This window comes from Parasphingorhabdus sp., assembly GCF_039968395.1.
Lineage (GTDB): Bacteria > Pseudomonadota > Alphaproteobacteria > Sphingomonadales > Sphingomonadaceae > Parasphingorhabdus.
On sequence record NZ_JBDVPV010000003.1, the window covers coordinates 137,293 to 153,771 of the forward strand.

The following is a 16,479-nucleotide window of genomic DNA, read 5'->3' on the forward strand; positions in this document are numbered from 1 at the left end:
AAGACTGGCCCGATCATCCGGGCAATGTCGATTGGCAATTATGATAGATTGCAACACGTGACCGCCCGCGAACCGATATCATTCTGTCAACTCGCCGGGCTTGGTGAAATCAGTCCCGGCCCATGTCGCGCTGAATAGTGCGGCTGGCCATGTAAAAGTGGAAAACCGACCAGACATAAAGCGCCTTGAAAATAACCATGGACCACTGAAGCCCATCGGCATTGGCAGAATCGCAAGCGGCTTGCACATTGGCTGCAAGATTGTCTGCTTTGCAGGCTTCCAGCGTCAATGTCGGATCAAGGCCTGACAGGAAAGTCGAGTTCAATATTGTCGACAACGCTCCGATCAGCGGCGGGCCAAGGCCATATCCCAGCAAGTTTACAATGAACAAAGTCACGGCCACTGCGGTGGCGCGCATCCGGCTGTCAACGACTCCGCTGGGCACCGCATAGAGCGGGCAGAGATACGTATAAAGCAGCATCTGGCCAATCATCAAAAGCGGAACGGCTAGCCATAAATCATCAACCAGATATCCGGTAATATGCATCGGAATCACCCCGATCAGAGCGAACATCGGAATCAATGCCAGTGCCTTGGGAAACCGGTCGGCATATTTGTCCGCCAGAAAGCCGGACATGTAGGTCCCGATGGAGGCCATGACCGCCAGCGCCATTGCGATTTTCACTGATGCATCGAATAGTGACATTTCATGTGTGCGGATCAGGAAGGATACCAAAAACTGGCCGATGCCATAGTTGACGAATGACGCGATCGTTACACCCATTGTGACATGCCAATAGGCTGGCTTGGTCTTCAGGATCTTCAATACTTCAGCAAAGCCAACATGTTCCTTGCCTTGCATTTCGGGAGGATCGGTATAGCCGCGCGGCGGTTCCTTGATCGTCATTTTGACGAACATGGCAACGATGATGCCGGGCACGCCAACCACCACAAAAGCCACGCGCCAGCCCTCGATATTCTGCCAGTCCAGTGCATTGGCGGCCCATGTCCAGTTCCAGCTATTCAGCATTGCCGCGACTGTAGGTCCGTCCAGGCTGTCCACAATGAAGCCGCCGAAGACATATGCAACCATCCCTCCGAGCGGGATGCCGAGTGCGTACACGGAAACGGCGGTGGAACGTTCTTTGGGGATGAAATAATCGGCGATGATCGAATTGGCTGGCGGTGAACAGCCTGCCTCTCCGATACTTACACCGATCCGGAAAATGAACAGCGCTATAAAGCTGGTCGCAAAACCACACAGCGCCGTCATCAGGCTCCAAAGCGCGATTGAACCCGCAATGATCCAGACCCGGTGACGTTTCTCCGAGAAACGCGCTATGGGAATGCCGACAAAAGTGTAGAGGATCGCAAAGGCAGGACCACCCAGCAGCCCCATCTGCCAGTCTTCAACGCCGAACGATTCCTTGATCGGCTCCGTCAGAATGTTGATGATCGTGCGATCTATGAAGTTGAAAATATAGACGGTGAGCAACATGCCCAGCACATATTTGCGATAGCTTTTGGTGCCAAAACCCGTGTCCGGCGATCCCCCTGCATGAGCCGACGACGGCTCGCTCACCGTTGCATCATTCAAATCCATACTCCCATTGGACTAAAGACTTATCGCGGTGATCCAACTCTGGCAACTGATCAATAGTGACCGGATTTTGCAGATGAATGAATCCGGCCAGCGCGGATCATCCGAACAGCTTGCTGGAAACTGATAGCCACCATGTTTGCTCGCCCTGCGTCATGCGCAAAAAGGTTGTTGCCACAAAAAGCGTGAACCCGATCAATGTCGCCCAGTGAATGCGTCGATATTTTCGAAGGTCATAGACGAATATCGAAACGTAGAGTCCAAGCTCTATCAGCAGGATCAACGGAAGCGGGCCGTCCAGTCCGTTGATCACAAGCCGCGCAATCGCGGGGTCCATGATGAGCAGGCCAGTGAGCAGCATGAAGCGCTTATGTGCGGCTGCATTGGCCCGAAACGCCAGCCCGAGCGTAAAGGCAATCACAAAAAAGACTATGTCAGATGCCGGGAAAATTGTTGAACTCTCCGGTGGCAGTCCTGAAATGCTCCAGCCAGGTGTTGCAAACGCAATGCGCGTTACGAGATAACCAGTCACAATCATCGCTGACACCAGCACGATGCTTAACTGCCCGAGTCTTTTGTGAAGGACAAAATTCCGGCTGCCGATCAGTCTGGTTTGCAGCAGATAGAGCAGGAACCAGCTCATGAAAATCATACCGTGCACATGCACCACAGGTGGCCGCGAGAGGACAGCATCAGTTGTTGTGATCAATGTGGATCCAAAACCGCCGATGACGAGCAGCAGCAATATGACCGACATGTAAAAGAAAAAAGGTTCACCTCGCCTGTCCGTCATTTCCCGCTACCCCCGTTTTTGCCTATTCCGACTATTATCCCGCGGCCATCGCGCCCCACATGGCTACAAGCAGACTGAAAGACCGTGTATCACCGGTCAGGCCGTTGTTCATCTTGTTCATGACGTAAGAGAAAGTCGCACGGGCATCCATGTCGATGACAATGAGGGATCCGCCATAGCCGCCCCAGAATATTGTGTTGGGATTGGGCAGGGGGATCATTTCTCCCGGCAGGCCAAAGCCCATGCCATATTTGATCGGCAGGTCCATCAATACCAGATCATTGCCTTCGATCTGTGGTTCAAGGGCTTTGCGGCATCCTTCCTCTGACAGAATTCGCTTTCCCTTGGCCACACCGCCATTTGCCAGCAGTGCGTGAATTTCTGCGACCGAGCGGGCATTGCCTGTGCCACCCGCAGCCGGAATTTCCGCTCCGCGCCATTCCCGGGTTCGCGTTACCAGCGGATCGATGACCGGGTTGGTGAAAGTCTTGCGCTGTATGTCGTTGGAAAAATCGCCTTCGCCCACTCCAGTCTCCGGGGGGATCAAATCGGCAACGCGGTGATCATGTTCAACTGGCAATCCGATATGAAAATCTGCGTCCAGGGGCTCCGCAATTTCCTCGCGGAAAACGGTACCCAGCGATTTCCCCGTTACGCGGCGGACGACTTCGCCAACCAGATAGCCCTGGGTGATAGCGTGATAGCCGGGCAGGGTTCCCGGTTCCCACCACGGGGCCTGCGCGGCCAGAAGCGATGTGGCCTTGTCCCAGTCGTACAGGTCCTTACCTTGCAGCGGTTCTTCCCAGCCCGACAGTCCAGATGCATGGCTCATCAGATGCGCTACGGTAATTTTTTCTTTTCCCGCCTGCGCAAATTCCGGCCAGTAGTGGGCAACGGGCTTGTCAAAGTCGAGATCACCACGGTCGGCAACCAGCAGCGCGGTGAGGGCGGTCATCGTCTTTGTTGTGGAATAGACATTGGCGATGGTATCGCGCTCCCACGGGCGGGTTTTCTCGGCATCGGCCCATCCACCCCAGAGATCAACGACGGTTTCCCCTTCGATCGTGGCCGTGAAGGACAGACCTGTATCTGCACCGCTGTCCACGTTCGCCGCCATGAGATTGCGGATGCCGTCAAACCGGTCTTGTGCTTCACCGTGGATGATCGTCTCTGTCATGTTGTGCCCTTTGATTTCAATATCTTCACCAAGGCTAGCAGGGCGAGGGCGGGATGCAATGCTCAATCAGAAACGAAATTCAAATTTATATTTTGACCGCCAACGAAGAAGCGGTAGTCTCTCCGGTAACAAAGGGGGATTAGGCAAATGACTGTAACGAAAATAGGAATTCTGGTTCTCGCCGCGATCTCGCTTTGCCTTCCGAGCATCGCATGGTCGCAGGACGGCAACGTTGTTATCGTCACGGCTCAGCGGTCGGACTATGACTATTATGACGATGAACAATCCGCAATCGGCCTAAGGCGGACTGCAGATTTTTTCGTTCAGCCACTATATGTGAGCTCTGATTCTCGCGACCGGGATCAGCGCAGAACCGAAGTCTACACAATGATGCGGGAAGCCATTCGACTGGCACGATCAAATGGAATCGAATTGGTTGCAGGAGACTATAATCTGCTGCCGGTTACGCTTGAGAATGTGGAAGATCTGTCGATCGGAAGCGGGCGACGGCCAGATACGAGCCGGATTGCAATTTACGCAAAAGTTCCGATCAGCGCAGCAACAAAGTCAGAGGACGGTGCAGAGGCGAAAATTCAGGCTTATGTGAGCTCAGTTCCGAAAAATGGCAGATCCTACATCGAGAGCGGCAGCATAGAGCTCGCGATCCGCAACCCGGATCAGTATCGCAACCAGGTTGTGCAGGCCATAGCGACCGAAGCCAGGCGCTACGCTTCCTATTTTGGCAGCGACTACGGAATCGAGATAAAAGGGCTGCACGCCGAGCTCAGCTGGACCCAGATCAGTGAACAGGATGTATTGCTCTACATTCCGCACAGTTTCGTGATTGCGCCCAAATAGCTTTTTCTTAGCCGGTCATGCAGCTGATACCCGCACCGGTATCGCACTTTGCATAGCCTGACCTGTAATCGGATCGAGCCATTTGTCGTCGACAATCAACCGGTTGGTTGAACCGCCCTTGGTCATCACGTCATCTTTGCCGGCCTCGGAATCGCCAAAGGCATGGCTCATCGAGATGACGCCGCTGCGCACTTTTTCGTCGGCCTTTGCCATCCCGAATATCGATGCAGTCGGTGAAGTGATCTCGATGATTGCACCATCTTCGATGCCCGCAGCAGCCAGATCGTCTGGATTGAAAAACGCCGGATTGGTCGGCATTTTTTCGACCAGTTTGGGGAAGGTATGTCCATTGCTGTTGTAGCGATGTTTGGACCGGCGCGAGATCAGGCGGAAATCAAAGCCGTTTTCAACCGGATCATTGCTTGCATAGTCCAGGAATTCGCTCGGCATTTCTCCGGCGTTAAGATCAAATTTCTCTGTCGCATCAGGATCAGCGGGTCCGACCACCGGATGCCGATCGGCGTAGGTAATCGCCGCGCCCTTGCGTTCGAGCGCTGCTGCATCTGCTTTGGCTTCGCTGGGTTTGACGAGTGACCCTTCCGATATCAGGTCGAGGATGGTGACCTTGTCCGGGCATGCGTCCATTGATGCCGCGCCGCCGGGATAGTTCATTTCGATGCCCATATGCTTGGCGAGCCACCAGAGCATTTCATATTCGTCCATCGTGTCGCCGGGCGGCGGAACCATGGCCTCGGTATAATGGGCATAGGCCTCTTCACAAAAGGCATCGGACACATTGTTAATGTCTTCGCGCTCCAGACACATGCTTGGGGCAAGGATGATATCAGCGCGCTTCGCACTGGCCGACATCCACGGATCGACCTGGATGTAAAGTTCGCATTCTTCCAGTGCGCGCCGGACTTTCTGTTGATCCGGAAAAGCGATTTCAGGGTTGCCGCCAATAGATATGAAGGCCTTGATCTGACCTTCACCGGGTGTGAGAATTTCATCGGCCAACACGTTGCAAGGCATTTCTTTGCCCAATACGCCAAGGCCGCGAATTCGAGACTTGGCGAAACCATCGCCAAATGTTGGCATCTTGGGTGCGACCTGGGCCTTTTTCGGGCCTCCCATAAGTGGGTTAAACACCATGGGTGCGGAAACTTTCTCGCCTTCCTGATTGAAACGGGCGCACAGGATATTGAGGGCAGCAACCAGATATTCGGTCAGCGTTCCATTCCCAGCCATTTCCGGACCCGTCCCGGTCACCACCCGGCCCTTGTTGGCGCCTGCAAACATCCGCGCGGCGGCGATTAGCTGATCCTTGTCCACGCCTGCGCGCTTCGCAGCGATATCCGGAGTCATCGGCTTGACCGCCGCTTCCAGTTCCGCGACGCCATCGACATTGGCAGCGACGAAATTCTGATCGTACAGATTCTCTGCAAAGATTACGTTGAGCATACCGGCGAGCAGGGCAGGGTCTTCACCCGGTTTGACGGGCAGATGGATGTGGGCGAGCTTGCCCATTTCGTTAACCCGCGGATCGGCAACGATCAGTTTCAGACCCTTGTCCAGTGCATCGCGCAGACCGCGCGAAGGCGAGGACGTTGGCATGCCGCCGGAATAGTGGGACACAATCGGGTTATTGCCGACAAACATTGCAACATCAGATTCCGTGAAGGCATTGCCGCCGCCCATCCATGTGCCGTAGCGCGCAGTGGTGAAGACCTTGGCCGGCTGGTCGACGGTGACACTGGTATACCAGTTCCGCGATCCAACACCCTGCGCAAACGCATAGGATGTACCCAGCACAGCGCTGTTCTGAAACGCATTGGTCCCGCAATATACCGCAATACTGTGGGGGCCATGCTCCTCGACCATTTTCTTCATCGTCTCGCCGGCGAGTTTCAGCGCATCGGCAGTGGCAATATCCTTGAAGCTGCCATCGGGCTGGCGGATCTTGCTGGTGATCATGCGCGTATCGAGATTGTGCATGTCCGTCATCTGACGGCCCTTGATGCAGGTATAGCCGTGAAAGAGGTGATCTTCCTTGTCACCTTTTACAGATATGATCTTGTCATCTTCAACCTCCACCAGCATCGCGCAACTGGCGTGGCAAAAGCGGCAAAAACTGCGTTTGGTCTCGGTGGTGGTTTCAGCGGCCATGAATCTCTCCTGATTTGGGGAGACAATATGTGGTGTCGAGCGCCGGAGCGACTGGCAAAAATGCTTGGGAAGGGCGAGAGGATCATTGAAGAATCGAATGTTGAAAGCTTTTTGGCAGCTCGTTCATCAACAAACTGTCCATTGAATCGCTCATGAATCCTCCGCATTCGGGCGTGTTCAGTGTTTGTCCTGCGTCCTTCATACGGACCTGTGCTAAGAATTCGTGCTTGAAACCTTTCTCGCCAACCATATGATCCTTGCAAGCGAACATATTGGAGTAGCTGGCAAAATGACGATTGTTTTCGCGAATAGATTGCTATGCTGGCTGGGGGTGGTCGCTGTGGCTGCTGTGCCTGGTTCGGCGATAGGTCAATCTCCCCGCAACGATCTGAAGAATATGACCATCGGTGAATTACTGGGTCGCGATGTCACAAATGCATCACTCGAGCCTGATGTGGAACTCCCGCCTGCTGATGCGCAATGCGCTCAGTTTCCCTTTCGTGACAATGGTGCTGATGTTTCGGCGTTTACGATCCTTCAGCCTGCAACCACGGCAACTGCGGAGGAACATCGATGGTTGATCGAGGACTATGAGGAACTTCTCAATGTTCGGGGGCAGGCATCCATGTTTGCCAAACCCGATGTAGCTATTGAAAGCTCACTGGAAGTTGTAAGTGCCACCCAGACAACATTCGGTATCCTTAGCAGGCAGTTTGGAGAAGCGGCAGGATTTCACGCTGAGATGTTGCTGACCAATTCAAATTATGACGCATCACGAAGTCATATCGCCGCCGCTGTTTATTCCGGATGCCGGAATTTGGGTGCTGATCACTTCAAGACGATAGCGCAGCTGGACACTCTGGCCTATGTCACCGGACTGGCAGGAGATACATTGATCAGCGCGAGATTGCTGAACGATCTGGCCGACCGGATTCAGCAATTGAAGGGAATTGATCATTCGGACACGATTGCCGTGCGCGAACGGTACGCCCTCGCGCTTGCGGATCTTAACCGGGGCGATGACGCGGAAGTGTTGCTGAGATCAACGCTTGCTTTGGCAAGAAGCAGTTTCGCACCAGATGATTTGGGCCTGATAAACAGTATCAACAATTACGCTTTCATGTTGGGGACGAACGGCAAGTTGGAGGATGCCATTCCATTGCATGCCGAAGTTGTGGAGAAAAACGAGAAACATTTTGAAGCGGGTCACCCAAGGCAGATTGCCGGCATTGGAAATTTTGCGATTGCCCTGTTGAAAGCCGGTCAAATCGAAGCGGCAAAACCGTTGATTTCCGAACAGATCAGGCTTGTTTTTTCGAGCAGGCAAAAATCAGATTATGAAATAGCTGTCGCCTTGCTAAACCGAGCGGATCTGGCGGTTGCCGAAGAGCGTTTTGATGAAGCGGAACAAGACCAGAAACTTGCCGTGGAAATATATGCGAAAATTTATGGCCAGGATCATCCGGTTGCGCGGCGCGCTCTGCAGAAACTATGGCGCACTTTATTGCGGCAGGAGGATGCATCTGCACTTGCCATTGCGGAGACTGCGGTAACCCGCGCGAATGTGCGGCGCAACGCCTTGGGATTCAATATAGGCAGTACGCTTCAAAGCGAACGCAATCTTGCAAGCGAAAGCGAAGTCCAAACCCTTTATCTTGATAGTCTTTGGATTGCAGGAAAGCGTGATCCCCAAAATGTACACAGCAAAGCTTTTCCCGCAATGCAACACGCGTTGCAATCGCCGGCAAACAAAGCATTTGGTGCTGCTGCTGCACGGCGCACGGCAACGGAGCGATCATCGCGTTTGGGCACATTGGTTGCTCAACGCGAAACTTTGTCGCGACAGTGGGAACTGGCTGAGCTTGAACGTGTTATGCTTTTGTCCGGGGGCGCAACAGCAGCCAGCGAACAATTGACCGAAAGAACGTCCCTGCAACAAAAACTTGCTGTGACTATGGATGCAGTCGATGAACAGTTATGGAATGAAGCACCGGATTTTTTTGAGTTGTTGCGACCAGAGCCTGTTGCAGCGACAAAGGCCATCAAATCACTCGGCTCAAATGAAGCGGTACTACTGTTGCAGCCAGGAGCGTTTGGAACGCATGCGATGTTGGTCACCGCTAGCGGGCTGCATTGGCATCGCAGCGACTGGGCACGTGATCGCATGGATGCGACAGTTCAGCGCTTGTTGTATGACGCGGGTTTTTCAGTCGAAGTCCAGAATGATACTTGGGACCGTTGGGAGAAAGACGGGCGTGGATATCTGTCCTTCGATCGCAAACTGGCGCATGCACTCTATATGGAGTTAATCGCTCCGTTTTCAGATGAATTGAAAGGCGTAAAACAAATTTTTGTTGCGGCAGGCGGTTCGCTGTCCAGTTTGCCATTGGCCATTCTCGTGAGCGAGCAGCCTGTGGGAGGAGATGATTCCAGCGCCGCTGGCCTTCGTCAGACACATTGGCTCATTGATGATTTCGCTCTCGCAACCATACCGTCTTTGCAATCACTTATCCAGTCGCGTGGGCGTCAAACGAGCTCTGTAACGCCCGACCGAAAGAAATTTCTGGGTTTTGGCGACCCACTGCTTGAGGGACGCGGGGTCCGTAGATCGGTCCAGCCGGGGCGGAGAAACAGTAGCGGCCTTCAACTTCGCAATGTGTTTAGTATTGATCCGGAAAGCGGCAATGCATCGGTGCAACTGGACAGGGTCAGAAAGCTGAGCCGGTTACCCGGGACGGCCGGAGAGCTAAAAAAGCTGTCCGCATTGTTGGGTGGGAACGAACAGGCCCTTTACTTGGCAGATCGCGCTACCGAACCAGCTTTTCGTTCAGCTGACCTCAACTCTGAAATCGTTGTTCTGGCGACGCATGGTTTGGTCGCAGGGGAACTTGATTTTCTGACCGAACCCGCGCTGGTCCTGACACCACCGGCATCCATTTTGCCGGATGATGACGGGTTGCTGACAGCATCTGAGATAACTCGATTGCGGATCGATGCGGAATGGGTTGTGTTGTCGGCCTGTAATACGGCGGCTTCGGATGGTCGCGATGGTGCACCGGGTCTTTCCGGATTGGCGCAAGCTTTTTTCTATGCCGGCACCAAAAACCTGCTGGTTTCGCACTGGCCCGTTCGTGATGATGTAGCGGCGCGCATTACCGTCCGGGCGATTGAACTGGAACAAGCCGGTGAAGTCAGGTCGCGCGCTGATGCCCTGCGTCAGGCAGTGCAGGAATTGAAAGCCGATACGAGTCTGGACAGAAGCGACGATCATCTTGCCCACCCAAATGCCTGGGCTCCGTTTATATTGGTTGGCGACAGTCGGTAATGGCTCCCGCGTGTTCGGGGGAAGTGGGTTAAGTGCCTGTCCCGATGACAAATGAACAGTTGGTGGTGCCGGATCCGCCCACGTTAAACGTGCCCACATTCCGGGCCCCGTCGACCTGATAGTCACCGGCGGTTTCTGTTACCTGTTTTGTTGCGTCCAGAACCATGCGCACCCCGGTTGCCCCGACCGGATGACCCATGCCGATCAGGCCGCCAGATGGATTCACCGGAATGCTGCCGGCAAAGCCTATGCGTCCGTCTTCAATTGCTTTCCATGCTTCGCCTGGTGCTGTGATGCCGAAATGTTCAATTGCCATATATTCGGTCACCGAAAAACAGTCATGCGTTTCAATCGCGTCCAGAGCTTCTGGCCCGGCAATATCTGCGCGCGCATAGGCATCGGTGATGGCTTTGCGGGTCCATGGCAAAACATAATCCTGTCCGGCGCTTTCATCCAGTTTGGTCTGCATCTTCATCGGCGCGGTTGTGTGGCCCCATCCCTTGATGCGTGCGATATTGTCGAGCGAAAGGCCGTGCTGTTTCGCATATTCCCGGGCCTTGTTCTCAGATGCCAGAAAAACGACTGCCGCACCATCGGTGACCTGGCCGCAATCCTGTCGCCGCATCCAGCCCTCGATGACCGGGTTCTGTTCGTCATCCTCGGTAAAACTGCGATTGCCAAATTCCCAGCCACGCGCCTGGGCATTGGGATTGCGGCGCGCATTCTCAAAATTGATCCGCGATATCTCGCTCAGGTGATCATATTTCAATCCGTAGCGCCGGTCATATTCTTCCGCGAGATCAGAGAACATGGCTGGCCAGATATATTGAGCTGTCTGACCTTCTTCACCGACATAGATGGCGGCTCCCAGGTTGTCCGCGGCTTGCTGCCCTGGCACATTGCGCATCAATTCCACACCGGCCACACAGGCCAGATCATAGCGGCCGCTTTCAATGTCGGCCATCGCAGCCAGTATCGCGAGAGAACCCGAAGCGCAGGCGCCCTCATGACGCGACGAAGGCATCCCTGAAAAGTCGGGATGGACATGCCCGAAAAAGCCGCCAAGCATCCCCTGGCCGGTGAACAGCTCTGCAACAAAATTGCCGACATGACCAACTTCGATATCTTTGGCATCCAGTCTGGTCTTTTCCAGCGCGCGCAAAATGGAGTCGGAGAACAGATCGAACAGCGATTTGTCATTGCGCGTCCAGTTTGCAGCAAAATCGGTCTGATGCCCGCCCAGGATATAAATATTCTGACTCATTCCATGTCCTTTGATATTTTGACGCCGTCTGCTGTTTGTGCGTGGCACGATGTGTACCAACAGTCCTTGCACATCAATTTCATGAGCTGCAACATTCACGTTTCCGCTCCGGAGATTTACGTCGATCCCAATGCATGCTTTCGCACCTGAAGCAGACATTGGTCTGGCGACCACCAAATCCAGGAAACATTTGTTGGAGTACGTAACTCCTTGAATGGTATTGAAGGCTTCCAGTTTTCACTGGAACGCATCCGTCAGTTTGTTGAGATAATTTGCAAGATTGTCGATTTCTTGATCAGTTAAAACAGTCTCGATTTGCTCGTTAATATCTTTAAACGGCGGATGGGCAGTCTGTGTAACATGTCGCCCGGCGTCAGTAAGTTGCAATATCTTGGCGCGGCCGTCAGTTTTGCTCGGTCGGCGTTCAACAAGCTTCATTTTGTCCAGTCGTTTGACCATTGCCGTAATGGCAGATTCGTTTAGACCCAAGGCCGTCGCCACGTCTTTTTGAGTTACATCGATACCATTTACAATCACCGTCAGAACACCAATCTGGGCGGTCGTAACTTGCGATTTTGAAAGTAGATTCTTGTCAGCCCGTTTTTTCAGAAAATGGGCAGCAAGTTGCAATCGCCAATACAGTCTATGTTTCGATGCTGACATGAGGTTTAGTAGCCGGGTTGCAATTTAATGTCTCGTCCAATATACTTCACTAATAAAGTATATTGGAGTCTACACGATATGGCTATTGGCGCTGGCTCGATGCAGCAGTTCACTTTTTTGGGTCCACACCATTTTGAATGGAAAGAAGTTCCCGTTCCGCAACTTGAAAATGCAGGGCAAGCAATTGTGCATCCGTTGGCCGTTACCCGGTGCGATCTTGATTTGTACATAGCCAATGGTTCGATAAGGATGCGAGATAGCCCTTTCGCTTTCGGCCATGAAATTGCTGGAGAAGTGACTGACGTGGGTGATAACGTTTGCACCGTTAGTCCTGGAGACCGGGTAATAGTACCATTTCAGATAAATTGCGGAACCTGCGCAAATTGTCTGACAGGTTTAACCAACGCATGTACCAGTGTTCCTGCCTACTCCGCCTATGGGTTAGCCCAGTCGAGCGGGCGTGAATGGGGAGGCGGGCTTAGCGACTATGTCTTGGTGCCCTTTGCCGATGCGATGCTAGTGAAAATCCCTGATACTGTTTCTCTCCCGGTTGCAGCAGCGATTTCCGATAATGCCAGTGATGGCTATCGGACCGTGGCCGAACCGTTGAGAGATTATCCGGGTGCTGATGTCTTGATCGTTGGTGGACTAGCCCAAAGTGTCGGTTTGTTTGCTGTACAGGCAGCGAGGGCATTGGGTGCAAAGCGCGTCGTTTATCTGGATTTTGATCAGGACCGCCTTGCACAGGCTAAGGCGCTTGGAGCAGAGGCGGTGATGACGAGATACGAACCTGACTTGCCGGTTGACCATCAATTTCTTGTTACAGTTGATGCATCCAATTTACCCTACGGGCTTGTTCACGCGCTCGCTTCGACAGCGCCATGTGGAGTTTGTACGGGCGTCTCCGCGGGTGTGCAAATCATGGACGGACTTCCCCTGTTTGAAATGTATATGAAGGGGATCACTTACAATATCAGCCGTGTGCATGCGCGCGCAGAAATCGATTCGGTACTCGAATGCGCTCGCTGTGGGCACATTTCTCATCAAGATGTTATCACAACCTCAGTTCCATTCTCAATGGCAGCAGAGACTATTGCGGATCCTGACAGCAAGATTGTTTTTGTGCAGGATCAACCATCATGAAGGCTGGGTTCAATCCACATTTTCGGAAAAGCCCCCTGACCGACCCATGGGAACCCCTTTGTTCAAAGATTACTGATGATGCAACGATCATTGGGCTGATAGCTGACACGCAGCATTGCAATAGTCGCGGCTTTGTCCATGGCGGTTTGATTTCCGCGATTGCAGATAATGCCATGGGCTTGTCTTGTGCGATGCGTCACGAAGATATCTCAGGTCTTGTTACAGTCAGCCTGCATCTGGATTTTGCCCACGCATCAAGGAAAGGAGAATGGCTTGAGTTTGTAACCAGTTCAATCAAATCCGGGAGTTCGATAGATATGGCGCAAGGTCAGGTATATTCTGATGGCAAACTTTGCGCACTTATGGGCGGCACGTTTAGTGTGCACAAATCGTGATAGCACTTTGAGATTTGGTGACCTTTTCTGGAAGAGATTGTTTTTCGAATGATAGAGGCAGAAATTAGTTTCTGGCCGCCGTTGCCCCCAAAGCGGACACAAGCACATAACTGACGGGCAGGTTCATCCTGCGCGGAGCGTTGCACTCTTCTGAACATTGGCTATGATCGTCTGCCGAAAAACAAGACAAGATCAGAGCGCATGCATATGACGGTGAAACGCGGATTGAAGTGGGGCGGTGTCTTGTTGCTTCTTGGACTGATGGTCGCGGCAGTTTTTTTGTGGGACCCGCTGCCTGACAATCCATCATCGGAAATTCTGGCCGCCAATGCTTCGAAATATGATGCAGAGATAATTCGCGACGACTTCGGAGTGCCACATATATTTGGTAAAACTGATGCGGATGTCACTTTTGGCGTCGCTTATGCCCATGCCGAAGATGATTTTCTGACCATACAGGAAAGTGTTGCCGCGACCCGTGGTTTGCTGGCGCGGTACAAGGGTGGTGACGGTGCACCGACAGATTATATCGTGGCACTTTTTGATGTCTGGGATACGGTCAACGCCAATTATGAAAGTGAAGTTTCGGCCGATGTCAAAGCCATTGCAGATGCCTATGTCGCGGGCTTGAACCTCTACGCATCTGAAAATCCCGACAAGATCATGCCGGGCCTTGCGCCATTTACAAGCAAGGATGTCATTGCGGGTTCGCTGTTCAAGACGCCGTTCTTCTATGGTCTCGATGGCACATTGCTGGAGCTGTTTTCCGATGACCGGATGGCCGAAATCGCGCTGGATCCCGGAACCGGGGAAACGGCATGGATGGTTTCTCCACGCAGAGCACCGCCTCGGGGATCAAATGCTTTTGCCGTCGCGCCATCGCGCTCAACCGATGGTACGACACGTCTGATTATCAATTCGCATCAGCCAATGGAGGGCCCGGTTGCCTGGTGGGAAGCACATATGGTTTCGGAAGAAGGTCTGGATATCCAGGGCGGCCTGTTTCCGGGATCACCGATGGTGCTGCACGGATTTAACCGGGATCTCGGCTGGGCCAATACAGTCAGCAACCCGGATCTCAGCGACGTCTACAAGCTGGTGATCAACCCGGATAATGAAAACCAGTATCGGCTCGATGGAAAATGGGAAGATTTTGAGGTCAAGACCGCGAAGATCCGGATCAAGATCTTCGGGCCGTTTGCCTATACGGCTGAGCGGAAAGTGTTGCGGTCAAAACATGGTCCGGTGATTCAGTCTGCAAAGGGCAGTTTTGCAATCCGCTATGCCGGCATGGGCGAGATGCGCCAGAATGAACAGCGGCTCAAACTCAACAAGGCCAAAAACTGGGAAGAATTTAATGCGGCAATGTCGATGAACGCGTTGCCCAGTATCAACTATGTCTACGCAGACAGGGAAGGAACGATCGCCTTCATCCACAATGGACAATATCCTGACCGTATTGAAGGTTGGGACTGGACCAAAGACATGCCGGGTGACCGGTCTGATCTAATCTGGGATGGCTATCGTCCTTATGAAAATGTTCCGATACTTCTTAATCCGAAATCCGGTTTCATTTTTAATTCGAACAACCAGCCTTATGATGCGACCGATGGTCCCGATAACCTGAAACCGGCAGATTTTCCTAAATCGATGGGCTTGCAAACCGATCAGACCAATCGCTCCTTGCGGATTATGGAATTGACTGATGGAACAACCAAATTCGATCGCGAAACGCTTCTCGCGATGAAGTTTGATACGGGTTATGCCAAGCGATCCCAGGCGGACAAAGTCCTGTCGGCGGTCCTCGAACATGACTGGAGCGCGGAACCGGAAATGGCGGCGGCGGCGAAACATTTGCTTGAGTGGGATCGCCAGATGGATATCAAAAATCGTCATGCAGCGCTTGGCGGATTGACCGTGGTTCACGAAATCACTGCACGATTTACCAAAATACCGCCCCCGGACCCGCTCGATGCTTTTCGTCAGGCCGTGGCATATCTCAACACGCATTATGGCCGGATTGATCCGGAATGGGGCGAAGTCAACCGGCTGGTTCGTGGTGATCTTAGTCTGCCCGTGAGCGGCGCGTCTGACACATTGCGCGCGATCTATCCTGCAGAAATTCGAGACGACGGCAAACTGCATGCCATTGCGGGTGATACATGGATTGCGATGGTGGAATGGGACAAGGATGGCAAACAAAGCGCCAGCGTCATTCACCAATTTGGAAATGCCACACTGGACAAGAATTCACCGCATTATGCGGATCAGGCGAAACTTTTTGTTACGGAAAAGTGGCGGACTGCATTGTTCGAACGCGAAGATATTGAAGCTGTCGCAACCCGGCGCTATCGGCCTGGCCGCGAAAATTAGACCAGCTTTGCGCGCGGCTGGTTGCTGTGAATATTGAAGATCAGAACGGAAGGCCCATTCCGCTGGCGACAAAGCTCATGAGCGGAGCCACTTTTTTGAATTGCTTCTCCACAGTCTTTTCAAAATCCTTTGCTGTGACAGCATCTTCATCGGCATCCTGAAAACTGAAAAAACTTTTGCGGCGCAGATCGTCGATCAAGGGGTGTTCGGGATCAAAGCCTTTGGGTGCCCGGACCAGTTGATCGCCGCGCAAGTCCAGCTTGCCGGTTGCTTTCTTCCATTCGTCAGGCTTGTCGACAATGTGCTGGCGGATATTCCGCAAGGCTTCTCCCTGCGGACCCCAGACGCCACCGCCGAAAAATACTTCGCCTGGCGACAAATGCACATAAAATCCGGGTGCATGGGCATCTTTGCCGGCTTCATGTCGAAACTGGCAACCGACCTGCGTCTTGTAGGGACTTTTGTCTTTCGAAAAACGGGTGTCGCGATAGATGCGAAACCGGCTACCGCCATTGGGGCGTGGATCGACGATGATGTGTGCGCTGATCTTTGCGACACGCGGCGCCATATTTTCAATAAATTCGGTAACCGGATCGACTACTTCGGCCTCGTAGCGCGTCTTTTGCGCCTTGAACCATTCGCGGTCATTATTCTGTTCCAGATCTCTCAGAAACTCGAAAAGGGCAGGGGTAATCATGCTTTTCTCCGGTCTTTCACCAAAG

12 protein-coding genes are annotated in these 16,479 nt (G+C 53.0%); 5 read left to right on the forward strand and 7 right to left on the reverse strand.

Translation table 11 applies throughout. The annotated features are described in order from the left end of the window. Positions 1 to 109 precede the first annotated feature (109 nt). The 3 genes from ABJI30_RS08660 to ABJI30_RS08670 all read right to left on the reverse strand — a co-directional run bounded on the left by ABJI30_RS08660 (position 110) and on the right by ABJI30_RS08670 (position 3,570). On the reverse strand, positions 110 to 1,603 hold the full coding sequence (locus ABJI30_RS08660) for an MFS transporter (RefSeq protein ID WP_348015782.1): 1,494 nt from the start codon (positions 1,601 to 1,603) through the stop codon (positions 110 to 112). A gap of 97 nt (positions 1,604 to 1,700) precedes the next feature. Further along, on the reverse strand, positions 1,701 to 2,393 hold the full coding sequence (locus ABJI30_RS08665; RefSeq protein ID WP_348015783.1) for a hypothetical protein: 693 nt from the start codon (positions 2,391 to 2,393) through the stop codon (positions 1,701 to 1,703). A 34-nt stretch (positions 2,394 to 2,427) separates the two neighbouring features. Further along, the gene (locus ABJI30_RS08670; protein ID WP_348015784.1) at positions 2,428 to 3,570 is read right to left on the reverse strand and encodes a serine hydrolase domain-containing protein; all 1,143 of its coding nucleotides are present in this window, start codon (positions 3,568 to 3,570) and stop codon (positions 2,428 to 2,430) included. Between the two features lie 147 nt (positions 3,571 to 3,717). On the opposite strand from ABJI30_RS08670, the gene ABJI30_RS08675 reads away from it, so the two are divergent. Beyond that, positions 3,718 to 4,428 carry a hypothetical protein gene (locus ABJI30_RS08675; RefSeq protein ID WP_348015785.1) on the forward strand — a complete coding sequence of 237 codons (711 nt, stop codon included), beginning with the start codon at positions 3,718 to 3,720 and terminating at the stop codon, positions 4,426 to 4,428. Positions 4,429 to 4,443: 15 nt separating this feature from the next. Here ABJI30_RS08675 and ABJI30_RS08680 read toward each other — a convergent pair whose 3' ends face one another. Next, positions 4,444 to 6,594, reverse strand: a complete 2,151-nt coding sequence (locus ABJI30_RS08680) for a molybdopterin-dependent oxidoreductase (protein WP_348015786.1) — start codon at positions 6,592 to 6,594, stop codon at positions 4,444 to 4,446. A gap of 289 nt (positions 6,595 to 6,883) precedes the next feature. Between ABJI30_RS08680 and ABJI30_RS08685 the strand changes: the two genes are divergently transcribed. Beyond that, a complete protein-coding gene (locus tag ABJI30_RS08685) occupies positions 6,884 to 9,919 on the forward strand; it encodes a CHAT domain-containing tetratricopeptide repeat protein (protein WP_348025489.1) in 3,036 nt (1,011 codons plus the stop codon). Positions 9,920 to 9,947: 28 nt separating this feature from the next. On the opposite strand, the gene ABJI30_RS08690 is transcribed toward ABJI30_RS08685, so the two are convergent. Together ABJI30_RS08690 and ABJI30_RS08695 are read right to left on the reverse strand one after the other, a co-directional pair. Then, positions 9,948 to 11,183: an acetyl-CoA acetyltransferase gene (locus ABJI30_RS08690; RefSeq protein ID WP_348015788.1), complete on the reverse strand. Its 1,236-nt coding sequence runs from the start codon at positions 11,181 to 11,183 to the stop codon at positions 9,948 to 9,950. Positions 11,184 to 11,420: 237 nt separating this feature from the next. Then, on the reverse strand, positions 11,421 to 11,846 hold the full coding sequence (locus tag ABJI30_RS08695; protein WP_348015789.1) for a MarR family winged helix-turn-helix transcriptional regulator: 426 nt from the start codon (positions 11,844 to 11,846) through the stop codon (positions 11,421 to 11,423). A gap of 78 nt (positions 11,847 to 11,924) precedes the next feature. Between ABJI30_RS08695 and ABJI30_RS08700 the strand changes: the two genes are divergently transcribed. From ABJI30_RS08700 to ABJI30_RS08710, 3 genes are all read left to right on the forward strand, one after another. Continuing rightward, positions 11,925 to 12,989 (forward strand): alcohol dehydrogenase catalytic domain-containing protein, encoded by a 1,065-nt coding sequence (locus tag ABJI30_RS08700; protein ID WP_348015790.1) that lies wholly within the window; start codon positions 11,925 to 11,927, stop codon positions 12,987 to 12,989. Then, complete coding sequence (locus ABJI30_RS08705; RefSeq protein WP_348015791.1) at positions 12,986 to 13,384, forward strand: PaaI family thioesterase; 399 nt, start codon at positions 12,986 to 12,988, stop codon at positions 13,382 to 13,384. The genes ABJI30_RS08700 and ABJI30_RS08705 overlap by 4 nt, the downstream gene beginning before the upstream one ends. A 207-nt stretch (positions 13,385 to 13,591) precedes the next feature. Continuing rightward, complete coding sequence (locus tag ABJI30_RS08710) at positions 13,592 to 15,757, forward strand: acylase (protein ID WP_348015792.1); 2,166 nt, start codon at positions 13,592 to 13,594, stop codon at positions 15,755 to 15,757. Positions 15,758 to 15,797: 40 nt separating this feature from the next. On the opposite strand, the gene ABJI30_RS08715 is transcribed toward ABJI30_RS08710, so the two are convergent. Continuing rightward, positions 15,798 to 16,454: a DUF2461 domain-containing protein gene (locus ABJI30_RS08715; RefSeq protein ID WP_348015793.1), complete on the reverse strand. Its 657-nt coding sequence runs from the start codon at positions 16,452 to 16,454 to the stop codon at positions 15,798 to 15,800. Positions 16,455 to 16,479: the final 25 nt, after the last annotated feature.